This is a genomic window from Pseudomonas sp. SC3(2021), assembly GCF_019856535.1.
Classification (GTDB): Bacteria; Pseudomonadota; Gammaproteobacteria; order Pseudomonadales; family Pseudomonadaceae; genus Aquipseudomonas; species Aquipseudomonas monsensis.
The window spans coordinates 5502358-5524856 of the sequence record NZ_CP082236.1 but is presented as its reverse complement, the minus strand read 5'-3'; the positions used below and the strand labels follow the sequence as shown (position 1 = coordinate 5524856).

At 60.4% G+C, this 22499-nt stretch carries 22 protein-coding genes and 1 pseudogene; 15 read left to right on the top strand and 8 right to left on the bottom strand.

What is annotated here, in order from left to right:
* Nucleotides 1-52 precede the first annotated feature (52 nt).
* Both K5Y35_RS24510 and K5Y35_RS24505 read left to right on the top strand, forming a co-directional pair.
* A complete protein-coding gene (locus K5Y35_RS24510) occupies nucleotides 53-325 on the top strand; it encodes a DUF4242 domain-containing protein (RefSeq protein ID WP_123467631.1) in 273 nt (90 codons plus the stop codon).
* 33 nt (nucleotides 326-358) lie between these two features.
* Nucleotides 359-1171, top strand: a complete 813-nt coding sequence (locus tag K5Y35_RS24505; RefSeq protein WP_123467633.1) for a class I SAM-dependent methyltransferase — start codon at nucleotides 359-361, stop codon at nucleotides 1169-1171.
* 65 nt (nucleotides 1172-1236) lie between these two features.
* Here the strand turns inward: K5Y35_RS24505 and pcsA are convergent, their stop codons facing one another.
* A complete protein-coding gene (gene pcsA / locus K5Y35_RS24500; protein ID WP_123467635.1) occupies nucleotides 1237-1959 on the bottom strand; it encodes a phosphatidylcholine synthase in 723 nt (240 codons plus the stop codon).
* Nucleotides 1960-2218: 259 nt separating this feature from the next.
* Between pcsA and K5Y35_RS24495 the strand changes: the two genes are divergently transcribed.
* The 4 genes from K5Y35_RS24495 to ligD all read left to right on the top strand — a co-directional run bounded on the left by K5Y35_RS24495 (nucleotide 2219) and on the right by ligD (nucleotide 8163).
* On the top strand, nucleotides 2219-2968 hold the full coding sequence (locus K5Y35_RS24495) for a tellurite resistance TerB family protein (RefSeq protein ID WP_222834495.1): 750 nt from the start codon (nucleotides 2219-2221) through the stop codon (nucleotides 2966-2968).
* 184 nt (nucleotides 2969-3152) lie between these two features.
* Nucleotides 3153-4529 (top strand): iron-containing redox enzyme family protein, encoded by a 1377-nt coding sequence (locus K5Y35_RS24490; RefSeq protein WP_222833190.1) that lies wholly within the window; start codon nucleotides 3153-3155, stop codon nucleotides 4527-4529.
* An 11-nt stretch (nucleotides 4530-4540) separates the two neighbouring features.
* A complete protein-coding gene (locus K5Y35_RS24485) occupies nucleotides 4541-5494 on the top strand; it encodes a methyltransferase (RefSeq protein WP_222833189.1) in 954 nt (317 codons plus the stop codon).
* 17 nt (nucleotides 5495-5511) lie between these two features.
* On the top strand, nucleotides 5512-8163 hold the full coding sequence (ligD, locus tag K5Y35_RS24480) for a DNA ligase D (RefSeq protein ID WP_222833188.1): 2652 nt from the start codon (nucleotides 5512-5514) through the stop codon (nucleotides 8161-8163).
* Here the strand turns inward: ligD and K5Y35_RS24475 are convergent, their stop codons facing one another.
* From K5Y35_RS24475 to sodC, 3 genes are all read right to left on the bottom strand, one after another.
* Nucleotides 8164-8565, bottom strand: a complete 402-nt coding sequence (locus K5Y35_RS24475) for a hypothetical protein (RefSeq protein WP_185015820.1) — start codon at nucleotides 8563-8565, stop codon at nucleotides 8164-8166.
* A gap of 80 nt (nucleotides 8566-8645) precedes the next feature.
* Nucleotides 8646-8960, bottom strand: a complete 315-nt coding sequence (locus K5Y35_RS24470) for a DUF2388 domain-containing protein (RefSeq protein WP_025111286.1) — start codon at nucleotides 8958-8960, stop codon at nucleotides 8646-8648.
* Between the two features lie 153 nt (nucleotides 8961-9113).
* Nucleotides 9114-9635: a superoxide dismutase family protein gene (sodC, locus tag K5Y35_RS24465; protein ID WP_222833187.1), complete on the bottom strand. Its 522-nt coding sequence runs from the start codon at nucleotides 9633-9635 to the stop codon at nucleotides 9114-9116.
* Nucleotides 9636-9846: 211 nt separating this feature from the next.
* On the opposite strand from sodC, the pseudogene K5Y35_RS28335 reads away from it, so the two are divergent.
* From K5Y35_RS28335 to mqo, 3 genes and pseudogenes are all read left to right on the top strand, one after another.
* Nucleotides 9847-10578, top strand: a pseudogene (locus K5Y35_RS28335) (MCP four helix bundle domain-containing protein); the annotation flags it as partial.
* A gap of 42 nt (nucleotides 10579-10620) precedes the next feature.
* Nucleotides 10621-11484: a methyl-accepting chemotaxis protein gene (locus K5Y35_RS28330; RefSeq protein WP_410055934.1), complete on the top strand. Its 864-nt coding sequence runs from the start codon at nucleotides 10621-10623 to the stop codon at nucleotides 11482-11484.
* Between the two features lie 497 nt (nucleotides 11485-11981).
* Nucleotides 11982-13631: a malate dehydrogenase (quinone) gene (gene mqo / locus K5Y35_RS24455; protein WP_128615404.1), complete on the top strand. Its 1650-nt coding sequence runs from the start codon at nucleotides 11982-11984 to the stop codon at nucleotides 13629-13631.
* A 121-nt stretch (nucleotides 13632-13752) separates the two neighbouring features.
* On the opposite strand, the gene K5Y35_RS24450 is transcribed toward mqo, so the two are convergent.
* Nucleotides 13753-14181: a nuclear transport factor 2 family protein gene (locus K5Y35_RS24450; protein ID WP_222833185.1), complete on the bottom strand. Its 429-nt coding sequence runs from the start codon at nucleotides 14179-14181 to the stop codon at nucleotides 13753-13755.
* 438 nt (nucleotides 14182-14619) lie between these two features.
* Here K5Y35_RS24450 and K5Y35_RS24445 point away from each other — a divergent pair, with 438 nt between their 5' ends.
* Nucleotides 14620-15066 carry an NUDIX hydrolase gene (locus tag K5Y35_RS24445; protein WP_222833184.1) on the top strand — a complete coding sequence of 149 codons (447 nt, stop codon included), beginning with the start codon at nucleotides 14620-14622 and terminating at the stop codon, nucleotides 15064-15066.
* 50 nt (nucleotides 15067-15116) lie between these two features.
* Here K5Y35_RS24445 and K5Y35_RS24440 read toward each other — a convergent pair whose 3' ends face one another.
* Entirely contained in the window at nucleotides 15117-15308 is a 192-nt protein-coding gene (locus tag K5Y35_RS24440; RefSeq protein ID WP_128615405.1) for a hypothetical protein, read from the bottom strand.
* Nucleotides 15309-15503: 195 nt separating this feature from the next.
* Here K5Y35_RS24440 and K5Y35_RS24435 point away from each other — a divergent pair, with 195 nt between their 5' ends.
* The 4 genes from K5Y35_RS24435 (at nucleotide 15504) to K5Y35_RS24420 (ending at nucleotide 19852) form a co-directional block, all read left to right on the top strand.
* Nucleotides 15504-17000 (top strand): helix-turn-helix transcriptional regulator, encoded by a 1497-nt coding sequence (locus K5Y35_RS24435; protein WP_123467656.1) that lies wholly within the window; start codon nucleotides 15504-15506, stop codon nucleotides 16998-17000.
* Between the two features lie 134 nt (nucleotides 17001-17134).
* A complete protein-coding gene (locus K5Y35_RS24430; RefSeq protein ID WP_123467658.1) occupies nucleotides 17135-17392 on the top strand; it encodes a DUF1652 domain-containing protein in 258 nt (85 codons plus the stop codon).
* A gap of 1600 nt (nucleotides 17393-18992) precedes the next feature.
* Nucleotides 18993-19214 (top strand): hypothetical protein, encoded by a 222-nt coding sequence (locus K5Y35_RS24425; protein ID WP_148050922.1) that lies wholly within the window; start codon nucleotides 18993-18995, stop codon nucleotides 19212-19214.
* 41 nt (nucleotides 19215-19255) lie between these two features.
* Nucleotides 19256-19852, top strand: coding sequence for a trimeric intracellular cation channel family protein (locus K5Y35_RS24420; protein WP_261991218.1), 597 nt, complete (start codon nucleotides 19256-19258; stop codon nucleotides 19850-19852).
* Between the two features lie 126 nt (nucleotides 19853-19978).
* Here K5Y35_RS24420 and K5Y35_RS24415 read toward each other — a convergent pair whose 3' ends face one another.
* Nucleotides 19979-20746: an SDR family oxidoreductase gene (locus tag K5Y35_RS24415; protein WP_085687598.1), complete on the bottom strand. Its 768-nt coding sequence runs from the start codon at nucleotides 20744-20746 to the stop codon at nucleotides 19979-19981.
* Between the two features lie 22 nt (nucleotides 20747-20768).
* Nucleotides 20769-21836 (bottom strand): phosphotransferase family protein, encoded by a 1068-nt coding sequence (locus K5Y35_RS24410; RefSeq protein WP_222833183.1) that lies wholly within the window; start codon nucleotides 21834-21836, stop codon nucleotides 20769-20771.
* Nucleotides 21837-22026: 190 nt separating this feature from the next.
* On the opposite strand from K5Y35_RS24410, the gene K5Y35_RS24405 reads away from it, so the two are divergent.
* Complete coding sequence (locus K5Y35_RS24405; protein WP_008083980.1) at nucleotides 22027-22422, top strand: DUF4280 domain-containing protein; 396 nt, start codon at nucleotides 22027-22029, stop codon at nucleotides 22420-22422.
* The last annotated feature ends 77 nt before the right edge of the window (nucleotides 22423-22499 follow it).

The following is a 22499-nucleotide window of genomic DNA, read 5'->3' as shown; positions in this document are numbered from 1 at the left end:
ATTGAGCAGGGCTACTGCCGGTCCTGCCACATAACAAGAACGCGAGGTTGCCATGCCGAAATTCGTGATTGAACGCGAGATTCCAGGAGCCGGAAAGCTGTCGGAAGAAGAACTCAAGGCCGTGTCGCAAACATCCTGCCAGGCGTTACGTGAACTCGGGCCGCAAGTGCAGTGGCTGCAGAGCTACGTCACCGCCGACAAAGTCTATTGCGTGTACATCGCTCCCGATGAAGCGCAAGTGCGCGAGCATGCCCGGCTGGGTGGTTTCCCGGCCAACAGCGTGGCGCGGGTGATGACGGTCATCGATCCGACGACCGCCGAATGATGTCGGCTTCAACCTGCCGTGGAGCTCGACGCCATGAGTACCCCGATTGATCTGACAGCCTTGAAAGAACGCCAGAAAGTCGCTTGGGCCAGCGGCGATTACGCCGTGATCGGTACCACCTTGCAAATCGTCGGCGAAAATCTCGCCGAGGCCTGCGACCTGCGTTGCGACGAGGAGGTGCTGGACGTTGCCGCCGGTAACGGCAACGCCACACTGGCGGCGGCGCGGCGCGGCTGTCTGGTGACCTCGACCGACTATGTCGCGGCCTTGCTCGAACGCGGCCAGGATCGCGCCCGGGCCGAACATCTGGACGTGACCTTTCAGGTGGCCGATGCCGAAGCCTTGCCGTTTGCCGACGACAGTTTTGCCGCAGTGCTGTCGACCTTCGGCGTGATGTTCGCACCCGATCAGGCCCAGGCCGCCGCCGAACTGGCGCGGGTCTGTCGTCGGGGCGGACGGATCGGTCTGGCCAACTGGACGCCAGAAGGTTTTGTCGGCCAGATGTTCAAGACCCTCAGCCGCCATCTGCCTCCGCCGCCGGTAGCCCAGCCGCCGGCAAACTGGGGCACCGAAGCCTGGCTGCACACGCATTTCAACGATCACGATTTTGTCGTGCAAGTGACCCGGCGCACCTTCAATTTCCGTTATCGCTCGGCGCTGCATTTCATCGACATCTTTCGTCATTGGTACGGGCCGGTGCACAAGGCCTTCGCGGCGCTGCCGCCAGAGAGCGGTCAGGCACTGGAGAGTGATCTGGCGGATTTGCTCAACCGCTCGAATCGAGCGGGGGAGGCATCGCTGGTGGTGCCGAGCGAGTATCTGGAGGTGGTGATCACCAAACGCTGATCACGCAAAAGCGAACGTCCTCTGCAGGCGCGAGCCTGCAGAGGAGATGTGTTGCGGCGGATGGCCTATTTCAACTGGGCCCGATCAAACCACTCCAGCGCCGTGCGCCAGATGCAGATGCCCAGGAAGTACGCCGACATCAGCAACCACAACCCCATCACCAGCGGGTTGATCAGCGGATGGTTGAGCACCAGCGACAGGCTGCACAGCAGCCAGATCGCCGTCACCGCAATGTTGATCGGCATGAACCGGCGCACGCGGAACGGGTGCAGGAACTTCATTCGTGTCACCGTCAACAGCGCCAGGCCGATCACGGTGAGGAACGTGATCCACGGCCCCGGGCCGATGATGTACAGACACAGCGCCACCACGTTCCACGCTGCGGGGAAACCGACGAAATAGTTGTCCTTGCTCTTCATGTTGACGTTGCAGAAACAGAACAGTGACGACACCAGAATCAGCGACACGGTCAGCAGCAAGGTGTAGTCCGGCAACGGAATGTAGCGATAGATGAACAGGGCCGGGATGAAAACGTACGTCAGGTAGTCGATCACCAGGTCGAGGATCGAGCCGTCGAAACTCGGCAGTACCGATTGCACGTTGACCTTGCGTGCCAGCGCACCGTCGAGGCCGTCGACGATCAGCGCCACGCCCAGCCACATCAGGCAGTGGGTCGGCTGGTTTTCCAGCAGAGCGAGGGTGGCGAGGAAGGCGGTGACCACGCCGGTCGCGGTAAAACCATGGGCGCCCCATGCTTTGAGCCTGGCGATGTGTAGAGTCGATATCACGGGGGCGTTCTCCAGAAAGTGAAGCAAGCCGGTTATCACCCTCGTTCAGAAGGGCGCCGGCAAACCGGGTCGGGGTTGCAGCTATCGACCGGTCTGGCCGGGATAAGGTTCACCTGCCATGAATCTTAGCTGGCCGCCAAAAAATGCGTGGGACGAAATGATTCAGCGGATGGCGCGTCGGCCAAACGGTGCTGGCGCAATGGCCGCACCGGTCTATCGTTGCCAGACGCGGCCAATACCAACGCCGGAGGATGACGTCATGAACACCAGCGATTTGCTCGAACAACTGCTGCGAGGCCAGGCCTCGGCGGGACAACAGGAAAACGCTTCGGCCGGTGGCGGTCTGGGTGGATTGCTGGGTGGTCTGTTGGGTGGCGGTTCGGCCAGTGGCGGCGGTTCGGCGGCGCCCGGCGGGCTGGGCGGATTGGGTGGATTGGGTGGTTTGCTCGGCGGGCTGCTTGGCGGTGGCGGTGGGCTCGGGGGCATGCTCGGGGGTGGTGGTACGCAAAGCCGTTCCGGCGCTACCAATTACGCTGCGTTGGCGTCGCTGGGGATGATGGCGTTCCAGGCGTATCAGGCCTGGCAACGCAGCCAGGCCAGCGCGGCACCGCAGCAAACCCCGCAAACAGCTAACTTGCTGGCTGGCCCCGACATTGAAGAACACAGCCATGCAGTGCTGCGCGCCTTGATCGCGGCGGCCAAGGCTGACGGACGCATTGATCAAGCGGAAAGAGACCGGATCAGCTGCGAAATCGGCAAACACGCCGAGGACCCGCAGTTGCAGCAATGGCTCGACGCCGAGTTCGCCAAACCGCTGGATCCGGCGGAAGTTGCCCAATCGGCACAAGGTGATCCAGCGGTTGCCGCCGAAATGTACCTGGCCAGCGTAATGCTGGTGGATGACCAGCAAGCGGCCGAGCGTAATTATCTGGATGAACTGGCGGCGGCCTTGCAGATCGATCCGCAGTTGCAGGTGCATCTGGAGGAACAGGTCAAGGGCACGGCCTGAAAGCCAAGGATCGTCCGATCGCGGTCCGAACCTTCGGCAGCTCCTGCACAGGGGAGAGCAGGGGGGCGGGGGCTCCGTCCGTCCGGGCAATTTTCACGTCGATTGAATTTTTCGCAGGCGTCACCTCTCTGCTGCTGTAGAGGCGTGTGAATCAGCGTCCTGCCAATCGACCGAGAATTTAGCCATGACTGTCCTGACTCGCCTGCCATCTGCGCCGGCACAATCGCAAGCGCTCCATCCTGCCGGCAATTTGCGGCAGCTGTATGAAGCGCTGCTGCGCGATGAAAATCCCCGGGAACGTGCTCACGCTTTTTTGCAGGAGCAGTTGCAACAGGCCGCAGATATCGCTGAGACCTTGCCACGTGATCCTGAGCGCTGGCATGAGTGGATGACCGCGCACTGTACCGAGGTCGCCCGGCGATACGCCGACTACCTGCAACAACGCCAGGCAGGCGGCCCGCGGCAGTACTTCAGCAACAAGGCTCAGGCGCTGTACTTTCTGCAAGCCGTCGCACCGACCAAACTGGTCGATGGTGCCTGGCTGTCCGGCCTTTTGCCGCAGTGGCACGATCCGCGTTTCGCAGGGCTGTTGAGCACCTATCTGGAAGAACTTGGCGAGGGCAATCCGGCGCAGAATCATGTGGTGATTTACCGCAAACTGTTGGCCGATCACGACCTGCAGGAAAGCGCCGCCATCGCCGATGAATACTACCTGCAAGGCGCGCTGCAACTGGCGCTGGGGCTTGGTGGCATGGACTGTCTGCCGGAGGTGATTGGCTACAATCTCGGCTACGAACAATTGCCGCTGCACCTGCTGATCAGCAGTTACGAACTCAGCGAACTGGGCATCAATCCGTACTATTTCACCCTGCACGTGACCATTGATAACGCCAGCACCGGGCATGCGCAAAAAGCCGTGCAGGCTGTGCTCGACCTGCTGCCGCTGGAAGCCGATCGCAGCGAGTTTCTGCGACGGGTTTCTTTGGGCTATCGCCTCAACGATCTGGGCCAGGGCAGTCGCGCGATCATTGAAGGCTTCGATCTTGAGCGCGAGTTGCTGGCGATGCTCGAGCGCAAGCGGCCGTTCGGCCAGCACCTGCATTCGGACTATTGCCGTTTTGAAGGCCAGACCGTCAATCAGTGGCTGGCGACGCCGGAGCAGTTGCCCGGTTTCCTCCAGGCCATGCAGGACAAAGGCTGGATCAAGCGCAATCAAGACCCGCAAGCCAGTCGCTTCTGGCAACTGATCTGCGGCGATGGCGCCGCGATGTTCGGCGTGTTCAACGCCTATGAAAAACAACTGTTGCACGACTGGATTGCCGGCAGCTGGACATCCCCGAAAGCGGTGAAACCCGCTCGGCGCCATGGCCAGACTTCGGCACCCGCGGTCATTCCCGAGCAGGATCCCGACCTGCAGCAATTGAACGCAGCGCTGCAAGGCCAGGACGATCACGCGCAAATGGCGCTGCTCATCCCGTGGCTGGCGCCGGCGCGGCATGCGCATCCGGCCGGATTGCTCGCGACTCGCCGCTTTATCGAACTCAAATCCCGCCTGCCTTAAGGAGCGACCCAATGATTCAGGAAGATTCACTGTGCGCCGATGATCTTGCACTGTTGCAACTGGGCCGCCGCTTGCAAGCCGACGGTTATCGTTTTATCACGCCCACCCCGCTGACCCACCAACGGGTCAACCAGCGCAACGAAGGCCAGGCGGTCGATTCCCTGCGCGATGTGTTCGGCTGGTCGCGGCCATTTGAAGCTGGGCTGTTGTCCGCCGATGAACTGCAGCAACTGCAGGACGCTCAGGTCATCGACACTTACGACGGTTGCTTCAAGAGCCGGGTGCGCTGGTCGAGTCTGGATGACTTGCTGTTTGTGCATTCGGCGTTCCCCACCGACGCCGCCGACGCGGTGTTTTTCGGCCCCGACACCTATCGGTTTGCGCAACTGATTCACGCTCACCTGCAGCAGAATTTTGCCCCGATCAAACGCGCCGTCGATATCGGCTGCGGCGCCGGGGTCGGCGCGATCCTCATCGGCCGGGCGCGGCGTGAAGCGCAAGTGCTGGCGCTGGACATCAATCCCGCCGCGCTGCGCCTGACCACGATCAACGCGGCGCTGGCCGAGGTGGCCAACGTCGAAGCCTGCGCCAGCGATCTGTTGCAGGGGGTCGAGGGCGAGTTCGACCTGATCGTCGCCAATCCACCGTATATGGCCGATCCGGCGGCGCGCGCCTATCGACATGGCGGCGGTACCCTGGGCGCCGGGCTGTCGCTGCGCATCGTCGAGCAATCACTGAATCGCCTGACACCCGGAGGGTCGCTGCTGCTCTACACCGGCGTGGCAATGGTCGATGGCCACGATCCGTTTCTCGACACGGTGCTGCCGCGCCTGGATCAAAAGCGCTTTGGCTGGACCTACCGCGAACTCGATCCCGATGTCTTCGGCGAGGAGTTGCTCAACCCCGGCTATCAGCGGGTTGACCGGATTGCCGTGGTGGCGCTGACCGTGACCCGAATTGGCTGAAACAAGGCAGGTGTGCGATGACCAGGAACCTCGAAGACTACAACCGCATGCGCGATTTCTCGGCGACCTCGGAGCCTGCCGCCGTCAAGCGCCCGGGACGCAAAACCGCCGGCAACCACGCCTTGCAGTTCTGCATCCAGAAGCACGACGCCTCGCACCTGCATTATGACTTTCGCCTGGAACTCGACGGTGCGCTGAAAAGCTGGGCGGTGCCCAAGGGCCCGTCACTCGACCCCAAGGTCAAGCGCCTGGCGGTGCATGTCGAGGATCACCCGCTTGATTACGCCACCTTCGAGGGCAGCATTCCCGAGGGGCACTACGGCGCCGGGGATGTGATTGTCTGGGATCGTGGCGTGTGGATCCCGCTGGAAGACCCGCAAAAAGCCTACGCCAAAGGCAAGCTCAAGTTCGAACTGCAAGGCGAGAAACTTGCCGGGATCTGGAATCTGGTGCGCACGCACATGCCGGGCAAGAAAGAGAACTGGTTTCTGATCAAGCATCAGGACAGTGCCGCCCGCCCGCAGGAGGATTACGACGTACTGGTCGCCGAGCCGGACAGCGTATTGAGTGAGCGGACAATTGTCGGCAAACCCAAACTGGCGGCCGAAACCAGCAAAACGGCGAAAAAGACTAAGACCCCATCACGCAAGCCGACCAGCGGCACGCTCGGCGGGGCGCACAAGGCGAAAATGCCTGCCTCGCTAAAACCGCAACTGGCGACGCTGGTCGACAGTGCGCCGCAGGGCCAGTGGAGTTACGAGATCAAGTTCGACGGTTACCGGATCATGGCGCGGATCGACGGGGACCAGGTGCAACTGTTCACACGCAATGGCCATGACTGGACGCACAAACTGCCGCAACAGGCTGCGGCGCTGGCCGCGCTGGGTCTCGAATCGGCGTGGCTCGATGGCGAAATGGTCGTTGCCGATGAACACGGCGTGCCGGATTTCCAGGCGCTACAAAACGCTTTCGAGAGCGGACGCAGCGGCAACATTCTTTATTACCTGTTCGATCTGCCGTATCTCAACGGCGTCGACCTGCGCGAAGTGCCGGTCGAGGAGCGCCGCGCGGCCCTGTCCACAGTGCTCGGTGCCCATGAACAACCGTTGCTGCGGTTCTCCGAGGCGTTCGATGAAACCCCGGAGGCGCTGCTCAACAGCGCCTGCCAGATGCAGATGGAGGGCGTGATCGGCAAGCGCCTCGGCTCGCCTTATGTGTCCCGCCGCAGCGGCGACTGGATCAAACTCAAATGCAAACACCGGCAGGAATTCGTGATCGTCGGCTACACCGATCCGAAAGGCTCGCGCAGTGCTTTCGGCGCCTTGTTGCTGGGCCTGCATGACCGCGACAGGGGTGAACTGCGCTATGCCGGCAAGGTCGGCACCGGTTTCAACGAGACCACGTTGAAAACCCTCCTGGGCCAGCTCAAACCCTTGCAGGTGAAGAAAGCCGCCGTGGTCAATCCACCGAGCGGTTTCGAAGCCAAGGGCGTGCATTGGTTGAAACCGAAATTGCTCGCCGAAGTCGCGTTCGCCGAAATGACCCAGGACGGTTCGGTGCGCCACGCAGTGTTCCATGGCTTGCGCGATGACAAGCCGGCCAAGGACATCACCGAAGAGCGAGCGAAGCCCGTGAAGACATCCAGAAGCAAGGCCTCCGACAGCAAGGCTTCCGCCGGCAAGCCTTCCGCCAGCAAGCCTTCCACCAGCAAAGCAGGCGCAAAAAAACCGGCAACAAAATCCGCTGCGAGCAAGGCGCAAACCGTGCCGTCACAACGGGACCTGGCCAATGGCAAGGTGCGCATCACTCACCCGGACCGGGTGATCGACGCCGTCAGCGGCACCACCAAGATGCAACTGGCCGAGTACTACGCCAGCGTCGCCGAATGGATTCTGCCGCAACTCAAGGATCGCCCGGTGGCATTGGTGCGTGCTCCGGATGGTATCGCCGGCGAACTGTTCTTCCAGAAAAACGCCGAGCGGCTGGCGATTCCTGGCATCACAACGCTGGACAAGGACGTCACCGGTCAGCCCGTGATGTTGATCAACAATGCTGAAGCGTTGATCGGCGCGGTGCAGATGAGCACGGTCGAACTGCACACCTGGAATGCCACCACAGTCGATCTGGACAAGCCCGATCGTTTCGTCCTCGACCTCGACCCAGACCCGGCGCTGCCGTGGAATAGCATGGTCGAAGCTACTGCGCTGACGCTAACAGTGCTCGATGAGCTGGGCCTCAAGGCCTTTTTGAAAACCAGTGGCGGCAAGGGTATCCATTTGGTCGTACCGCTGACCCGTAAGCTCGGCTGGGACGAGGTCAAGGACTTCAGCCACGCGATCGTCAGCCACATCGCCAAGCTGTTGCCGGATCGTTTTTCGGCGGTGTCGGGGCCGAAAAACCGCGTCGGACGGATCTTCATCGACTACCTGCGCAACGGTCTGGGGGCCACCACCATTTGCGCCTACGCGGCGCGTACCCGTGAGGGCTTGCCGGTGTCGGTGCCGTTGTTTCGTGACGAGGTCGCCGAGATCAAGGGCGGCAACCAGTGGAACATCCACAATATTCACGAGCGCCTGGCTGAGGTCGGCGACGAACCCTGGGCAGACATGAAGAAAACCCGTCAGAGCATCACCGTACAGATGCGCAAACGGGTCGGCATGCACCCGTGATCAGGTATCACGCAGCAAGTCGTGGGCGTTGAGCAGTTCGAAGGCGATTTGCGGATGATTTTCCAGGCCGCGACGAATCGCTGCGGGGATCGCCGCACGTGTCTTGCGACAGAGTCCCGGCAACTCATCAATTTGAATGGCGATGCCGCGCATGGTGCGCACTTCGTTGAAACCGGGCGCGACATCGACGCGAATCCCCAGTTGCTCGAACATACGCTGTTGCAGGTGCCGCAGATCGGCAAGATCCTTGAGCCTCTCCAGACGCGCCAGCAGGCGTTTTTCTTCCTCGCGGGTCAGGCGCAGGATGCGCACATCTGCGCCGGGCGTTTCCAGCAACGGATCGCGCCCGCAATTGCAGGCGCCGGGCGGGCAGGGTGAGCGCAGGGGTACAGAAGTCGTCATGGCCTCCATCATAGAGGCCGTCGGACAGTTTTGCCTATGCGCCGTCAGCGGCCATCCATCGGCCGCGTCATCCCTGACGGCTACTGATTCAGACCTTCGTAATGCACCAGAATCGCATTGGCGAGGTCTTCATCGCTGGCGTTGAGACCGGGGTTGTCGTGACGCACCTGTTGCAAGACCGACTCAAGATAAACCCCACGGATGGCCCCGCCGCTGGCGACAAATGCAGACAAGTCGTCACGGGCCGGGATCACCATCTTGTGATCCTTGAAGGTCGAGTACAGCGACGCGGAGACACCCGCCGAGGTGGCAACATCACCCGCATCGACGCGGGCCAGCGCCGAACCGACCGGCAGGCATAAGAGTAAAGAAGAAACGAGCACTAACTTGCGCATGACGGTGTTCCTCCACAAGCGCGAAGCAAAAAGGAAGTACTGCATAGTGTGAGAGGGGCGCGGTGGGGCGGAGTTCCGTAGGGCGCTAAAGTCTGTGTGAATGCAAAAAAGACTCGGGCAACACCGTTAAGGGTTGCCCGGGTTCACGCGCGCTCAGATCACCCCGCAGGCCATGCGATCGCCGCCACCGCCCAAAGGTTTCGGCTGGTCGGAGTGATTGTCGCCGCCGGCGTGGATCATCAGTGCGTGGCCCTTGATCTGGGAGATTGTCTTCAGGCGCGGTGCCAGCACCGGATAGCTGGCCATGCCGTCGGCGGTCACGTAAACCGCCGGCAGGTCACCCAGATGGCCATCGGCATAAGGGCCGAGGTGTTTGCCGGTTTTCTGCGGGTCGAAGTGCCCACCGGCGGCCAGTGCGGCGCCTTTCACGCCATCTTTCATGCCGGCTTCGCAACTGCCGTTTTCATGGACATGGAAACCATGTACGCCGGCCGGCAGGGATTTCAGGTCCGGGGTGAACAACAGGCCATACGGCGTCTCACTGACCGTAATCGAGCCGATGGCCTGCGGCGCGCCATTGGCACTGACCAGATTGATGGCGACTTTTTCGGTGGCTGCCTGAGCCGTACCAATGGCGAAGGTGCCTAGCAATCCCAACCACAGTGCGCGTTTCATAAGCGTTTCCTTTTTCTGCCTGAGTGTTTTGAACGCCGGACTCAAAAGCCCGGCGGTATTAACCCGCGATGAAGGTGTGCAAAGTGAGACTTGCCGCGCAATCCGAAAGTTTTACCGCGCTTCCCCCGCGCGCAGACACCTGCTGTCACGTTCTGGCACGGCAGACCCGCGTAAATAGGCTTAACTGAAGATCTGACAGGCGCTTGCGGGCGTGGCGAAGGGGGAGAACATTACGGTGTCGATCAAACTGCGTTTAGTGTTGCTGATTGTTACCAGCCTGCTGACGGCGTTGATCGTGAGTCTGGTCAGTTATGTCGGCAACGTGCGAATGGCCTCGGCGGTCAGCGACAATGTGGTGAGCATGAGCGCACTGCGCAACCACATGGAAGCCGACATGATGCACGACGCCCTGCGCGCCGATGTCTACTCGGCGATGTTGGTCGGGTTGGGCAAGAGCACCAGTACAGCGACCGAGGTGCGTGACTCGATCAATGAGCATGCCGGGCACTTCCGGGAAGTGCTCGATGACAACCTCAAGTTGCCGATCAACCCGACGCTGCGCACGGCGCTGGAACAGATCAAGCCGAGTCTCGATACCTACATCAATGCTGGTGAGCGCATCGTCGGGCTGGCGTTGGACAACCCGGACGCCGCGCAGCAGGAACTGGGCACCTTCAACACCGCCTTCGGCCAGTTGGAAGAGCAGATGGCTGCGTTGAGTGAATTGATTGAATCCAACACGCAGCAGACCAGTGCGGCGACTGAAGCGGCGATCCGCAATGCCAACATCGCCCTCGGCGTGGTGCTGATCGCCAGCCTGTTACTGCTGTTGGCGCAAGGGCGCTGGGTCATCCTGAGCATCATGGGCCCGCTGAAGTCCGCCAGTCACATTGCCGAAAGCATCGCCCATGGCAACCTCGGCGAGCCGATCATCGAACCGACCGGCAAGGATGAAGCCAGTGCGCTGATCCGCACACTGGCGACCATGCAGCGCGATTTGCGCAACATGATCGACGTGGTGCGACGCAACGCCCACGGCGTCAGCGGTATGAGCGAACAACTGAGCCACGGTTGCCATCAGGTCGCCGACAGCAGCCAGCAACAAAGCGTCGCCGCCGGCACCATGGCCGCGGCTGCCAGCCAGATGACCGCAAGTATCGAGGAAATCACCCGCCATGCCGAACGCGCCCTGAGCATGGCCAATCAGGCTGAATCACTGGCAAAGAATGGCGGGCAGGTCATCCATCAAGTGGTCAGCGACATGGACGACATTGCGCGCTCGGCGCAACAGTCGGCGCAGGTGATTCGTACGCTGGATCAGGAATCCGAAGGCATCTTCAACATTATTCAGGTGATCAAAGGCATTGCCGATCAGACCAACCTGCTGGCGCTCAATGCCGCGATCGAGGCAGCCCGGGCCGGCGAACAGGGCCGGGGCTTCGCGGTTGTGGCGGATGAAGTGCGCAGTCTGGCGGCGCGAACCAGCGCCTCGACCCAGGAAATTGCCGCGATGGTCGCGCGCATCCAGCACAGCACCCGCGAGGCGGTCAGCAGCATGGAGGCCGGTGTGGCGCAGGTCGACAAGGGCATGGCAGTGACGGCGGACGTCGAACGGGCGATTCGGGAAATTCTGCAGGCCACGCTGAGCACGACACAACTGGTCAACGACATCACCCGCACCATTGGCGAACAGAGCCAGGCGAGCAATGAAATCGCTCATCAGGTGGAGATGATTGCGGGGATGTCCGAGGGCAATAGCCGGGTGATCGGGCAGACGGCGAATACCACCGATGAATTGTCGAGCCTGGCGGGACAGTTGGCGCAGTCGGTGGATCGGTTTCGTCTGTAAGGCTGCCGTGAGTCAAGTCAGCCTGCGCTGCCGGAATGGGCCCCTTAGCGGTCAAGCCCGCTCCCACGGGGTTTTGTCGTGTGAATATCGACCCCGTGGATCGTTTGAAGGCTTCAGCCAGAGCCCGCGTCGGGTTCATGTTCAGCGTTTGCCGGCCGATAATTCCCACAGCGGAAAAAGACCATCAAGTCGGGAACAGACGCGCGGGTTTGCCCTGACGTGATATTCTTCGCGCCAACTTGGTTTGACCTTATTCAGTTTGCTTGCCTTCGGGCGGGCTGACGGAATCCCTGTCGCTCAAGTAGCTGAGCCAATAATGATAAGAAGTCAGTTCAGAAGGGACATTAACTGAGGTCGATGCAGCATGTCGGCCTTGTGTGCCCACCCGTCAAAATTGAAGTGTGCCGGAATCTGCGACGCGAGCCTGAGCGTCATCAAAGCGGATCGCATACTGATAACAGCGGCGGGCGGAAGGCGTTTTATCATAGGTGCAACAGATGTTTAAAAAAGTGAACACAGCCCTGCTGGGGCTGGCTTTGGCGATGGGGATGTCTTCCGCCAATGCTCAAGACCCGAAGAAAGTCGATGTACTGCTGATTGGCGGCGGCATCATGAGCACCACCCTGGGTGTGTGGATCAATGAGCTGGAGCCGAGCTGGTCGATGGAAATGGTCGAGCGCCTCGACGGCGTCGCCCTGGAAAGCTCCAACGGCTGGAACAACGCCGGTACCGGTCACTCGGCGCTCGCCGAGCTGAACTACACCCCGGAAGACGACAAAGGCAACGTCACGATCCCGAAAGCTGTCGAGATCAACGAAGCGTTCCAGGTCTCCCGTCAGTTCTGGGCCTGGCAGGTTCAGCAAGGCGTTCTGAAGAACCCTCGCTCGTTCATCAACACCACGCCGCACATGAGCTTCGTGTGGGGTGATGACAACATCAAGTTCCTGAAAAAGCGCTACGAAGCCCTGCAGGCGAGCCCGCTGTTCGCCGGTATGCAGTACTCCGAAGACCCGGCTGTGATCAAGAAGTGGGTTCCGCTGATGATGGAAGGGCGTGACCCGAACCAGAAAATCGCGGCCACCTGGAGCCCGCTGGGTACCGACATGAACTTCGGCGAAATCACCCGCCAGTTCGCCGCTTACCTGCAGACCAAGCCTAACTTCGACCTGAAACTGTCGAGCGAAGTCCAGGACATCACCAAGAATGCCGATGGCACCTGGCGCGTCAGCTACAAAAACCTGAAAGACGGCAGCAAAACCGAAACCGACGCCAAGTTCGTGTTCATCGGCGCTGGCGGCGGCGCGCTGCACCTGCTGCAGAAGTCGGGCATTCCTGAAGCCAAGGAATACGCGGGCTTCCCGGTTGGTGGTTCGTTCCTGGTGACCGATAACCCGGCCATCGCTGAACAGCACCTGGCCAAGGCCTACGGTAAAGCGTCGGTTGGCGCACCACCGATGTCCGTTCCGCACCTGGACACCCGTGTCCTGGACGGCAAGCGCGTCATCCTGTTTGGCCCATTCGCGACCTTCAGCACCAAGTTCCTCAAAGAAGGCTCGTACCTGGACCTGCTGACCAGCACCACCACCCACAACATCTGGCCTATGACCAAGGTCGGCATCAAGGAATACCCGCTGGTCGAGTACCTTGCTGGCCAACTGATGCTGTCGGATGAAGACCGTCTGAACGCGCTGAAGGAATACTTCCCGAACGCCAAAGCCGAAGACTGGCGCCTGTGGCAAGCCGGCCAGCGCGTGCAAATCATCAAGCGTGATGAAGCCGCGGGCGGCGTGCTGAAACTGGGCACCGAAATCGTTGCTGCACAAGACGGCACCATCGCTGGTCTGCTGGGCGCATCGCCAGGCGCGTCGACCGCTGCACCGATCATGCTGAGCGTGCTGCAGAAAGTCTTCAAGGACAAAGTCGCGACCCCTGAGTGGCAAACCAAGCTGCACCAGATCGTTCCAAGCTACGGTACTCAGCTGAACAGCGATCCAGCCAAAGTGGCTGCAGAGTGGGCTTACACTGCCAAGATCCTCGAACTGCCGACGCCTCCGGTGATCGGTCAGGTCGCTGCTCCGGCAGTCGATGCTGCGGCTGACAAGGCCAAGGCTCCGAAGGAAAACGCTGCACGTGATATGGCGCTGTAACCAGACGCCTGACACACAAAGCCCACTGAACCGGCGACGGTCAGTGGGCTTTTTTGTGGCTAAGCGTTTTGCAGGTGCTGTCGAGTGAAACGAGGCTGCTCCCACCCGCTCTTTAAGGTGCTCAGGATTTGGCCTTGGCCAGATAGGCACCCAGGCGCCGTCCCATCTCTTCGCCCAAGGCCTGTAATCCGCTCAGGGGCCGCACCATCACTTCAAACTCGACAATCTTGCCGCTTTCGTCAAAGCGAATCATGTCGATGCCTTTCAGTTCTTTCGTCCCGACTTTCGCACTGAACTCCAGAATCACATTCAAGCCATCGGCAGTCGCCAGTTCCCGGTGATAGTGGAAATCCTCAAACACCTCGAAGACGGTGTTGAGGATCATCGACACCACCGGCGCGCCGGGGTAGGGCGTGTGGGCCATCGGCGAGCGGAACACGGCTTGCGGATCGAGCAAACCGGGCAGGGCGCTGAGGTTGCCGGTGCGGATCATTTCGTGCCATTTGCCCAGCGATACGGCGACATTGGGTTGCAGGTTCAGGTCGGTCATCTTCACTCCAGAGTTTTTCTTTTTGTTCTTGCGACGGCAATGACTCTAGATCAACCACGCCGAAATTGAACCCTCGTGCCGCAATCTGAATATCCGCCCATGGCCCAAGCAGATCAGATGAGCATCTGATCCGTATTTTTTCACTGGATCTGCCTCTGTAACCGGCGCAGTCATACGCTCAAAATGCCCCGGCAGTTCGGTCACTCGCGGCAGTTCTTCATCCCGAAGCGCCCAGTGCACCGCAAGCTCAGCATTGAGGAGAGCAACATGAACAAGATGGCGATTTTTCTGGGTGGATTCCTGACACTGACCATTCTGATCGGCCTGCTCGCGACGATTTCGCCGGTCTGAGGCGACCCTTTTCAAATGACGGCCACAGGAGTGTCGCGCAAAGCATGTTTAAATGCCGCGCCCCACACCTGTAAATGGACTTCAGCCATGGCCGAACACCGCATCCGCGCACTCGCACTTTGTGTTTTTCATCACAACGGCAAAATTCTGGTTAACGAATTTCGCGACCCGGTGAGCGAGCAAACCTGCTTTCGGCCTGTCGGTGGCGGTATCGAATTCGGCGCGACGAGCGCCGAAACCATCGTGCGCGAAGTGCAGGAGGAGTTGCGGCTGTCCATGACGGATATGCGCCTGCTCGGCACACTCGAAAGCCTGTTCGTCTACAACGGCAAACCGGGGCACGAAATTGTCCAGGTATACGACGCGACGTTTATCGATCCGGGCGTATACCACCACGCACAGATCGATGGCCATGAAAGCGACGGCGCGCCCTTCACCGCGCGCTGGCATGACAGCTCAAGCTTCAGCGAGCACGCGCCGTTGGTGCCGAAAGGCTTGCACGAACTGCTGAAGAACGCCGGCTTGCTCCGCTGAGCCCAGTTGAGGGGTGACGCTATCGCGAACTTGCTCGCGATAGCGATCTGTCAGTCACCGCTGTTTCGGCGACGTTCAATACCGTCCGGGTTGCCAACGTCCAGCAACCTTCTTTCCACCAATACATTTTCAAGGGCCTGGCGCTCGATTGGCGCCATTTGGTGCTCACGCTTTTTCAGCTCCAGCAGGATCGGGCTGGACCAGGTGCGGTAGGTCTGTTCGATGTTGCGACGCGACGTCATCAGTCTCTCCTTGAAAAAGAGCCCGGTGTTGCGGGCAGGGGCTCTATCCGATGAGGTAGTAACTCTAGATGACAAACCCTGAAGTCGCGAATGCGCTGCGATCTCCTGTAGGAGTCGGGTGGGGGTGAAGAGGGTGGCACGATCGCGGGCGGCTGCGGTCGTAATCTTCACACGCGTATTACCTGTGGAGATCCAATGAGCCAGGAAGTCTTGACCACCGAAACCAATCGTCGCCAGTTGCAACAGATCATCGCCGGTTTGTCGGACGGGGTGATTCTGCTGGAGCTGGATCAGAGCATTCTCTGGGCCAACGAAGCGGCGCTGGCCATGCACGGGGTCAGCCGGATTGGTGAGCTGGGCACGAGTGCCGGCGAATACGCCAAGCGCTTCAGCCTGCGCTATCGCAATAACCACACCCTGCCACCGGAGAACTATCCGATCAGCCGCGTCGCTCGCTGCGAGGTGTTCAGTGATGTGCTGATCGAAGTGTCCGCCGTCGATGACCCGGAGCGCGTCTGGGTGCACAACGTGCGCAGCATGGTGCTCACCAACCGCGAAGGTCAGCCCGAGTCGCTGGTGCTGATCATGAGCGACGTCACCGACTGGGCCAACGCCGAGCAGCGTTTCGAAAGGACCTTCAACGCCAACCCGGCACCGGCGGTGATCTGCCGTCTCAGCGACTTGCGCTACATCAAGGTCAATCCGGGGTTTCTGGAGATGACCGGCTACACCCGCGATCAGGTGATTGGCACTTCCTCCTACGAAATCGACATTTTCGAGCAGGCCGAACACCGAGACCTGGCGATCCAGCGCTTGCGTGATGTCGCGACCATCCCGCAGATGCAAGCCGAACTGCGCTTGCCTGATGGCAGCAACAAGCAAGTGATCGTGGCCGGGCAGCCGCTGACGCTCAACGATGAGGATTGCATGCTGTTTTCCTTCGTCGACATGGAGTTGCGACGCAAGGCCGAAGTGGCGCTGCGCCAGAGCGAGGAGCGCTTCGCCAAGGCATTTCGGCTGAGCCCGGTGCCGATTCTGATTTGCAGCGCCGACGAGCAACAGGTGATTGATGTCAACCAGGCGTTCCTCGACACGCTGGCGTATGACAGCGCAGAGGTGCTGGGCAAAACCGTGACGCAGCTGGGTTTCATCGACGACAGCAGCACCCGGTCGCGGTTGTTGACGGCGCTGGAGCAGAACGGCCGGATTGATCGGGTCGATGTACGGGTCCGCAAGAAGGATGTGGAGCTGCTTGAGTGCGCGGTGTCCGCCGATACCGTCAACATCCAGGACACGCGCTGTTATTTGCTGGTGCTGATGGACATCACCGAGCGCAAACGCACCGAGCTTGAACTGGTCGCGGCGATTGAAGAGGTGATGAAAGATGCCTCCTGGTTCAGCCGCACGCTGATCGAGAAGCTGGCCAATGTGAAGAAGATCAACTCGCCACAGCTGCCGAGTGTTTCGTTCACCGATCTGACGGCGCGTGAACGCGATGTGCTGGGGTTGATCTGTGAAGGGCTGGCTGACAAGGAGATTGCAGCGCGGCTGAAACTGGCGCCGAACACGGTGCGCAATCATGTGGCGACGGTGTATTCCAAACTCGATGTGCATAGCCGCAGCGAGGCGATTGTCTGGGCGCGGGAGCGTGGGTTGTTTTCCGGTGAGTGGAGCAGCAAGAATCAGCGGTAGGTGCAAATGCACTAGTTGAATCAGTGCAAATGGAGGTGTTGGCTCAAGGGGGCTGTTCTTAGTCTGGTGGGGTGCGATACGAGCCATTCGGGTTCGGGATCGCGTCCCTTCGAAGTAACTATAGGAACAGCCCCATGATGAATATTGCGCAGTTGCGCGCGCGGCTGGAACACAGCTTTTCACCGCTGGCGTGCGAATGTCTGGTGGATGGTGACCATTCCTTGACGGTGAAGCTTTATCACCCGGGGTCGGGGCAGGTCGATCTGGTGATCAGTGGGTTGAAGCTGGATTCTCTGCGTACGCCTGAGGCGGTGCAGGGGTTGATTGACGAGTTGCGGTATGAGCTTGAGAGTTTTTCTTTGCGCTCTTCTCGGGATCCTGATTTGGCTTAGGGTTGGGGTTGGGTTTGGGGTATGAGACTTGGCGGCCTTTGGGCCGACCATGTTCTTGGGGTTTGGGTGTATATCCGTTTTTTGGGGGGTGGCGGCTGGCGGTTTCGCCCTTACGGCGACTCACTTTTTTGACAAACGCCTCAAAAAAGTAAGCAAAAAAGGCTTGCCCCAGCGTTCGGCCCGCTCGCTGGGGCTCGGGGTTCCTTCGTTGCGGGTTTCATCCGGGGGCATCGCCTCCGGTTTGCTTCGCTGCACCTCCTCTCGATGTATGCGGCTTCGCCGCACGGCGCTCCGCGCCTGCCCCCCGGATGAATCCCTCCACTCAGCCTGCCGAAGGGGCCTGAAGATCAAGATCAAAAGCAGGCGAGCTGACACTCGGCCTATTGGTTGGCTCGGTTATTGTGGGAGACAGCGGCGGCCTGACAGCCGACCATTCTCTAACTGAATGCACCCAATCCAACTGTGGGAGCTGGCTTGCCAGCGAAGGCGGCCTGACAGCCGACCATTCTCTAACTGAATGCACCCAATCCAACTGTGGGCGCTGGCTTGCCAGCGATGGCGGCCTGACAGCCGACCATCCTCTAACTGAATGCACTCAAACCAACTGTGGGAGCTGGCTTGCCAGCGATGGCGGCCTGACAGCCGACCATCCTCTAACTGAATGCACTCAAACCAACTGTGGGAGCTGGCTTGCCAGCGAAGGCGGCCTGACAGCCGACTATCCTCTAACTGAATGCACTCAAACCAACTGTGGGAGCTGGCTTGCCAGCGAAGGCGGCCTGACAGCCGACCATTCTCTAACTGAATGCACCCAATCCAACTGTAGGAGCCAGCCTGCTGGCGATGGCGGCCTGACAGCCGACCATTCTCTAACTGAATGCACTCAAACCAACTGTGGGAGCTGGCTTGCCAGCGAAGGCGGCCTGACAGCCGACCATCCTCTAACTGAATGCACTCAAACCAACTGTGGGAGCTGGCTTGCCAGCGAAGGCGGCCTGACAGCCGACCATCCTCTAACTGAATGCACTCAAACCAACTGTGGGAGCTGCCTTGCCAGCGATGGCGGCCTGACAGCCGACCATCCTCTAACTGAATGCACTCAAACCAACTGTGGGAGCTGGCTTGCCAGCGATGGCGGCCTGACAGCCGACCATTCTCTAACTGAATGCACTCAAACCAACTGTGGGAGCTGGCTTGCCAGCGAAGGCGGCCTGACAGCCGACCATTCTCTAACTGAATGCACTCAAACCAACTGTGGGAGCTGGCTTGCCAGCGAAGGCGGCCTGACAGCCGATCATCCTCTAACTGAATGCACTCAAACCAACTGTGGGAGCTGGCTTGCCAGCGAAGGCGGCCTGACAGCCGACCATCCTCTAACTGAATGCACTCAAACCAACTGTGGGAGCTGGCTTGCCAGCGATGGCGGCCTGACAGCCGACCAGGCTTCGGCTGTGCCGAAAAGCAAAATCGACAGCCAGGCATGTCTTCGGCGGCGGGTTTACTGGCGGTTACAGGGGGCTCGGCTATAAAGAATGAGTGGTCAGGTCTTCCGTGTTCGGTTGTGCGCGGGAGTGGGTCTCCCTTTATCGCGGGTCGTCCTATGAACAATCTTGGGAAACGCGTGTGTTCGCCGCTGTCGCTGGTTTTTTCCGTAGCGTTGCTGGCCGGTTGTGCCAGTCCGCCGCCACCTCCACCGGCCGCGCCGCCTCCGCCGCCGGTACGCACCTGTCAGGTGCTTGAGAACACTCAAGTAGCCGGCGACATGTATGTCGACGGGCAGATCACTCGTCACATCACCACGACCCGTTGCGTCACTCAATAGCGCCGGCGGGGCGCAAGTCTCGGGTTGAGCGGATTGTGCTGGTGGCCGACCTGGCCGGTACGGCGGTGTTTGCTGTCGAGGGTGCGATTGCGGCAATGCACAGTCAGCTCGATTTGCTCGGGGTGATGGTGATTGCGTTTATTGTCGCGCTTGGCGGCGGGGTGACCCGTGACGTGCTGATCGGTGCCACGCCGCCGAACGCCGTGGCCGACTGGCGTTATCCGGCGCTGGCGTTTTTCATGGGCGGGCTGGCGTTTGTCTGTCATGAGCAGGTGTTGGGCTGGTCCGGTTCAACCCTGATCGTACTGGACGCGGCGGGGCTGGCGCTGTTTGCCGTGGCCGGGGCGCAGAAGGCGTTGAATTTCGGGATCACGCCGTTTGTGGCGATGCTGATGGGCACGATCACCGGCGTCGGTGGCGGGGTGATTCGCGACATTGTGCTGGCCCGGATACCCGTGGTGTTGCAGGCGGATTTGTATGCAAGCTCGGCGTTTGTCGGTGCGGCGGTGTTGATCATGGGCCGCAGGCTGGGCGTTTCGCCGGTAGCGGCGGCGTTGCTGGCGGGAGCGGCGTGTCTGACGCTGCGGTTGCTCTCGGTGCATTTCGGCTGGCAGTTACCGAAAGTCCTCGATGCCTGATTCAAGCAACGACCTGTGGGAGCGAGCTTGCTCGCGAATGCGGTGTGTCAACCCAATCATTGTCGATTGACACTACGCCTTCGCGAGCAAGCTCGCTCCCACAGGGTTAATCATTTGCCGTTTAAATCAGGACAGAAACCCACCGTCCACGTTCAGCGAAACACCCGTGGTATAGCTCGACGCATCACTCGCCAAGTACAGCACCGCACCGGCCATTTCACTCGGATCAGCCACACGCTTGAGCGGAATTTGCGTCAGCGCCTGCTTGAGGATTGCATCGTTCTTCACCAGCGCCGAGGCGAATTTGGTGTCGGTCAGGCCCGGCAGCAGGGCGTTGCAGCGGATGCCGAATTGCGCGCATTCCTTGGCGAAGACCTTGGTCATGTTGATCACAGCAGCCTTGGTCACCGAGTAGATGCCCTGGAAGATCCCCGGCGAAATGCCGTTGATCGACGCGACGTTGATGATGCTGCCACCACCGTTCTCGCGCATCAGCTTGCCGGCTTCGACCGACATGAAGAAATAGCCGCGGATGTTTACATCGACGGTCTTCTGGAACGCACCCAGATCGGTGTCGAGCACGTTGCAGAATTGCGGGTTTGTCGCAGCGTTGTTCACCAGAATATCCAGGCGGCCGAACTGTTCCTTGATCCCGGCGAACACCTGGCTGATCTGTTCCATTTCACCGATATGGCAGGCCACGGCGGTGGCTTTGCCGCCGGCGGCGATGATCGCATCGGCGACGTGCTGGCAGCCTTCGAGCTTGCGGCTCGAAACGATCACGTGGGCGCCTTGCTGGGCCAGCAGTTTGGCGATGGCTTCACCGATGCCACGGCTGGCGCCGGAAACAAAAGCGATCTTGCCGTCGAGGTCGAACAACTGAGTCTTGGACATAGGGGTTCCTTGGTGTGGGCCGTCAGAGGCTCGATTTCGCAATGACCTGCAGGCTCATCTGCTCCAGCAGTTTGTTCATGTGAATGAACTGCGCGAAGCGTTTGTCCTGGGTCTGGCCATGGTAGAAGCGGTAGTAGATCTGCTGCACGATGCCGGCCAGGCGGAACAGACCGTAGGTGTAGTAGAAGTCGAAATTGTCGATCTGGATGCCCGAGCGTTCGGCGTAGTAGTCGACGAACTCGCGGCGGGTGAGCATGCCTGGCGCGTGGCTCGGCTGACGACGCATCAGTTGCACCGGTGCCGGATCGCCGGCTTCGATCCAGTAGGCGAGGGTGTTGCCCAGGTCCATCAGCGGATCGCCGAGGGTGGTCAGTTCCCAGTCGAGCACGCCGATGATCTGCATCGGGTTGTCCGGGTCGAGGATGACGTTGTCAAAGCGGTAGTCGTTGTGGACGATGCTCGAGGTCGGGTGATCGGCCGGCATCTTGTCGTTGAGCCAGGCTTTGACGGCTTCCCAGTGCGGTGCGTCCGGGGTCAGGGCTTTTTCGTAGCGTTCGCTCCAGCCCTTGATCTGACGGGCAACGTAGCCTTCCGGCTTGCCCAGATCGCCGAGGCCGCAAGCGTTGTAGTCGACGCGGTGCAGTTCGACGAAGCGGTCAATGAAGCTTTTGCACAGTACTTCGGTTTTCGCCGCATCGAGGCCCAGCTCCGGCGGCAGTTCCGAGCGCAGGATGATGCCCTTGACCCGTTCCATCACGTAGAACTCGGCGCCGATCACCGCTTCGTCGGTGCAGTGCACGTAGGCTTTCGGGCAGTACGGAAAACCGTCGCGCAATTGATTGAGGATACGAAATTCGCGGCCCATGTCGTGGGCGGATTTGGCCTTGTGGCCGAACGGCGGACGGCGCAGGACGAACTCCTGCTCCGGGTATTCCAGCAGGTAGGTCAGGTTCGACGCGCCGCCGGGAAACTGGCTGATCGCAGGTAAGCCGCTCAGGCCCGGAATATGCGCCTTGAGGTACGGATCAATCAGGCTGGCATCGAGTTCTTCGCCAGAGCGGATACGGGTGGACTGGTCAGTAAGCGCCATGCTTATCCCTTCTGCTTATTTTGGAGGCCAGACATCATTGGCTAATCTAATGGCGCGCTCGGGCGGTCACAAGCGCGGGTCGGTCTTATAGGTTAGCGTGTTGCCGGATAATCACCTTTGGGAATGTGCGCGAGGAGCCGCAGCAGACTAAGGTTTAGCGGGTATGTCGTGTCCACGAAGGAGTCGGGAAATGGGCTGTCCGCAAGTCTGTGCCACCGCCACATTGCAATGCAGCTTCGGCGCCGCGCCGTCGATGCTCAATGTGCTGCCAGTGAACCGCACGCTGACCGGCGGTATGCCGGCGGCGAACATCATGGATCACATCCCGCTGGTCAATATCCTGCCGTTCGGAGTGTGCATGAGCATGGCCAATCCGATGGTGGCGGCGGCAACCGCTGCGGCGCTTGGGGTGTTGACGCCGATGCCGTGCATTCCGGCGACGGCCACACCGTGGATCCCCGGTGGCGCGCCGACGTTGTTATTGGGCGGCATGCCGGCGATTGATGCCAACAGCACCTTGATGTGCAACTGGGCGGGGGTGATCAAAATCGCCATGCCGGGGCAGATGCAGATGCTCATCCCCTGAACCGCTAACCCTCACCCCAGCCCTCTCCCAGAGGGAGAGGGGGCCGACCAAGGTGTCTGTCGCGATACATCGACCTG

Bases quoted from the DNA above. Each gene is read 5' to 3' on its own strand.
- K5Y35_RS24510 (WP_123467631.1), top strand. From the start codon at position 53: ATGCCGAAATTCGTGATTGAACGCGAGATTCCAGGAGCCGGAAAGCTG.
- K5Y35_RS24505 (WP_123467633.1), top strand. From the start codon at position 359: ATGAGTACCCCGATTGATCTGACAGCCTTGAAAGAACGCCAGAAAGTC.
- K5Y35_RS24495 (WP_222834495.1), top strand. From the start codon at position 2,219: ATGAACACCAGCGATTTGCTCGAACAACTGCTGCGAGGCCAGGCCTCG.
- K5Y35_RS24490 (WP_222833190.1), top strand. From the start codon at position 3,153: ATGACTGTCCTGACTCGCCTGCCATCTGCGCCGGCACAATCGCAAGCG.
- K5Y35_RS24485 (WP_222833189.1), top strand. From the start codon at position 4,541: ATGATTCAGGAAGATTCACTGTGCGCCGATGATCTTGCACTGTTGCAA.
- ligD (WP_222833188.1), top strand. From the start codon at position 5,512: ATGACCAGGAACCTCGAAGACTACAACCGCATGCGCGATTTCTCGGCG.
- K5Y35_RS24475 (WP_185015820.1), bottom strand. From the start codon at position 8,565: ATGACGACTTCTGTACCCCTGCGCTCACCCTGCCCGCCCGGCGCCTGC.
- K5Y35_RS24470 (WP_025111286.1), bottom strand. From the start codon at position 8,960: ATGCGCAAGTTAGTGCTCGTTTCTTCTTTACTCTTATGCCTGCCGGTC.
- sodC (WP_222833187.1), bottom strand. From the start codon at position 9,635: ATGAAACGCGCACTGTGGTTGGGATTGCTAGGCACCTTCGCCATTGGT.
- K5Y35_RS28330 (WP_410055934.1), top strand. From the start codon at position 10,621: ATGCAGCGCGATTTGCGCAACATGATCGACGTGGTGCGACGCAACGCC.
- mqo (WP_128615404.1), top strand. From the start codon at position 11,982: ATGTTTAAAAAAGTGAACACAGCCCTGCTGGGGCTGGCTTTGGCGATG.
- K5Y35_RS24450 (WP_222833185.1), bottom strand. From the start codon at position 14,181: ATGACCGACCTGAACCTGCAACCCAATGTCGCCGTATCGCTGGGCAAA.
- K5Y35_RS24445 (WP_222833184.1), top strand. From the start codon at position 14,620: ATGGCCGAACACCGCATCCGCGCACTCGCACTTTGTGTTTTTCATCAC.
- K5Y35_RS24440 (WP_128615405.1), bottom strand. From the start codon at position 15,308: ATGACGTCGCGTCGCAACATCGAACAGACCTACCGCACCTGGTCCAGC.
- K5Y35_RS24435 (WP_123467656.1), top strand. From the start codon at position 15,504: ATGAGCCAGGAAGTCTTGACCACCGAAACCAATCGTCGCCAGTTGCAA.
- K5Y35_RS24430 (WP_123467658.1), top strand. From the start codon at position 17,135: ATGATGAATATTGCGCAGTTGCGCGCGCGGCTGGAACACAGCTTTTCA.
- K5Y35_RS24425 (WP_148050922.1), top strand. From the start codon at position 18,993: ATGAACAATCTTGGGAAACGCGTGTGTTCGCCGCTGTCGCTGGTTTTT.
- K5Y35_RS24415 (WP_085687598.1), bottom strand. From the start codon at position 20,746: ATGTCCAAGACTCAGTTGTTCGACCTCGACGGCAAGATCGCTTTTGTT.
- K5Y35_RS24410 (WP_222833183.1), bottom strand. From the start codon at position 21,836: ATGGCGCTTACTGACCAGTCCACCCGTATCCGCTCTGGCGAAGAACTC.
- K5Y35_RS24405 (WP_008083980.1), top strand. From the start codon at position 22,027: ATGGGCTGTCCGCAAGTCTGTGCCACCGCCACATTGCAATGCAGCTTC.